The following is a 2,883-nucleotide window of genomic DNA, read 5'->3' on the forward strand; positions in this document are numbered from 1 at the left end:
GTCCTGCGGCGCGCGGAAGCGGTCGCCGGGTTCGCCACAGACTGCGGCCCCAGGCTCCGGAGGGGGAGCCTGGGGCCGCTTCTTGTGCTGCGAACTCAGCCCTGACGGTGGTCCACCTGAGCCTCGCCCTCGGACTCCGGCACGTACTTGTAACCCACCCGCCGTACGGTGACGATGCGCCCCCGGCGACCAGGGCCCAGCTTGCGGCGCAGGCGGGCGATGTGCACGTCCACCGTGCGGCCGTCGCCGACGTGTCCGTAGCCCCATACGTGGGCGACGAGGTACTCGCGCGAGTACACCCGGTGCGGATGCTCGATGAGCTGGGCGAGGAGCTCGAACTCCAGGTAGGTCAGGTCGAGTTCACGCCCGTCGAGCACGGCGACGCGCCGCTCGGCGTCGATCCGTAGCGCGTCGTCATGAGGCGGGGCAGGCGGTGCGGGCGGTGTGCCGGTGTGGTTGACGCCGACGGGCGCGAGGGCGCGGGCTTCGGGCTGGATGCCGTTGCGGGCGAACAGCTCCGTGGGGTCGGAGCCCGCGGGCAGCAGCACCAGGTACCCGACGAACTCACGGGCGTCCTCGCGTACGAGCCGCAGGTGACGCGGCGTTTGCGGGGCGAGCGGGGCGAGCGGAACGTGCGGGGTGGTCGGAGCGGTGGGTACAGCAGTGGGTACAGCGGTGGGTACAGCGGTGGTCATCGCGGTCTCTTTCGCTGGGTCCGGGTACGACTTCGCCGGGTGGGAGGTCGCCCTGTACGACGGCGCGGAGCGGGCACCGTACGTGCCGGGCACGGCCGGGGCACCGGAGCGCCGGAGCACGCACAAGGCGACTGCTGGGAAAGGGAGTTGGGACAGCTACGGCCGGGCGCGAGCATCGCGCGGCGGCCCCGGAAACGCGTACGGCGGCACAGGCGGCCCTCAAGGGCGGCCGGGCAGTCCGCTCAGGCGCGACAGCAGACGGCGCAAACGGCGCAGACGGCGCTGGCCACGCGACGGAAGTCGACGTGCCGACGGCGTACGAGCGGCTGCTGTGTGCGTGACATGGCGTCCCTACCGCGAGTCCCCACGGACCCGCCTCAATGTTTCCTAGCAGAGTAGTAGGAAATAACCCGGCGGCGCCAGTGGGCGGTCAAGCACGACAACCAGGGGGCGACAACCCGTGGGTGATAATGCGCGCATGCGCATCTCAGCCAGGGCGGACTACGCGGTACGTGCGGCCCTTCAGCTCGCGGCCTGCACCGACAGCGGCCCGGTCAAGGCCGAAACCATCGCCGTGGCGCAGGAGATTCCGCACAAATTCCTCGAAGGCATCCTCAACGACATGCGCCGCGGCGGCCTGGTCACCAGCCAGCGCGGCGGCAACGGCGGTTACCGACTGGCCCGCGCCGCCACCGACATCAGCATCGCTGACGTGATCCGCACGGTCGACGGCCCGCTGGTCTCCGTACGCGGCGTACGCCCGCCGGAACTCTCGTACTCGGGACCGGCCGAGTCGCTCCTGCCGCTGTGGATCGCGCTGCGCGCGAACGTCCGCCAGATCCTGGACGGCGTCTCACTCGCGGATGTCGCGACGGCCGGACTGCCCACCGAGGTCATGGACTTGACCGAGGATCCGGCCGCCTGGACCAATCCCTGACCACCCCTCCCTCGCTGTCCCCGGCCATCCGTGGCCATCCGTGGCCACCCCTGACCTGCACGTTCCCGGATAGCGAGACGTTCGCGTCCAATTACTGAACACACCCTTGTCCGTACGGCAGTTCACGCCCACTATTCCTATCAATCCAGTGGGAAAACTAGGGAAGGTACGTGTCGTCGTGCGAACGCTCATCCTCTTGGCCTTGGCCGGACTCGGCGCCCAACTCGTCGACGGCAGCCTCGGCATGGCCTACGGCGTCACGTCGACCACGTTGCTGCTCGCGTTCGGCACCAACCCGGCGGCGGCCTCCGCGACCGTGCACCTCGCGGAGATCGGCACCACGCTGGCCTCCGGTGTCGCGCACTGGCGGTTCGGGAACGTCGACTGGCGGGTGGTCGCGAAGATCGGCCTGCCGGGCGCCGTCGGCGCGTTCGCCGGAGCCACCGTGCTCTCGAACCTGTCCACCGAACTCGCCGAGCCCGTCATGGCGTTGATCCTGCTCGGCCTCGGCGCGTACGTCCTGACCCGGTTCACCTTCCTCGGCCTGCCGACCGGCAACCTCGGCAAGCCGCTGCGCAAGCGGTTCCTGTCGCCGCTCGGTCTGGTCGCCGGTTTCCTCGACGCGACGGGCGGCGGCGGCTGGGGTCCGGTCGGTACGCCGGCGATCCTGGCCAGCGGGCGCCTCGAACCGCGCAAGGTGATCGGCTCGGTCGACACCAGCGAGTTCCTCGTCGCCGTCGCCGCCAGCCTCGGCTTCCTCTTCGGGCTCGGCTCGGAGGGCGTCGACCTGGCGTGGGCGGGCGCGCTCCTCGTCGGCGGCCTGATCGCGGCGCCCGTCGCGGCCTGGCTGGTCCGGCACGTACCGCCGCGGCTGCTCGGCTCGGCGGTCGGCGGCATCATCGTCCTCACCAACGTCCGTACGCTCCTCAAGAGCGACTGGCTCGACGCCTCCGACGCCACCCAGTGGACGGTCTACGCGCTCATCTACGTGCTGTGGGCGGCCGCCGTCGCGCACTCCTTCCGCGAGCACCGCAAGCAGACCCGGCTCGCGCCGGAGGCGGACGCCTCGTCCGAGTCCGAGGCCACGGACTCAGGCGCGGGCGCGGGCGCGGGCGCGCCGGAGCCGGAGCCGGAGACGGTTGACGCAGCGAGTGGCACCAAGCGCCCCGGCGGCGCCACCTGAGCCACCGGCTCACCCTCGCTCCCCCGAGCCGGGCCACCCCAAGTCAATCCCCAAACCAGCCCCAAGTC

General features: G+C 71.2%; 3 protein-coding genes. 2 read left to right on the forward strand and 1 reads right to left on the reverse strand.

All coding sequences use genetic code 11. From position 1 onward, the window contains the following. Positions 1-95 precede the first annotated feature (95 nt). Positions 96-695: a winged helix-turn-helix domain-containing protein gene (locus tag GUY60_RS36390; RefSeq protein WP_161705776.1), complete on the reverse strand. Its 600-nt coding sequence runs from the start codon at positions 693-695 to the stop codon at positions 96-98. A gap of 478 nt (positions 696-1,173) precedes the next feature. On the opposite strand from GUY60_RS36390, the gene GUY60_RS36395 reads away from it, so the two are divergent. Further along, on the forward strand, positions 1,174-1,632 hold the full coding sequence (locus GUY60_RS36395; RefSeq protein ID WP_161705778.1) for an RrF2 family transcriptional regulator: 459 nt from the start codon (positions 1,174-1,176) through the stop codon (positions 1,630-1,632). Positions 1,633-1,828: 196 nt separating this feature from the next. Further along, positions 1,829-2,815 carry a sulfite exporter TauE/SafE family protein gene (locus GUY60_RS36400; RefSeq protein WP_246236111.1) on the forward strand — a complete coding sequence of 329 codons (987 nt, stop codon included), beginning with the start codon at positions 1,829-1,831 and terminating at the stop codon, positions 2,813-2,815. Positions 2,816-2,883 lie beyond the last annotated feature (68 nt).

Origin of the sequence: Streptomyces boluensis (assembly GCF_009908195.1) — a bacterium.
Lineage (GTDB): Bacteria > Actinomycetota > Actinomycetes > Streptomycetales > Streptomycetaceae > Streptomyces > Streptomyces boluensis.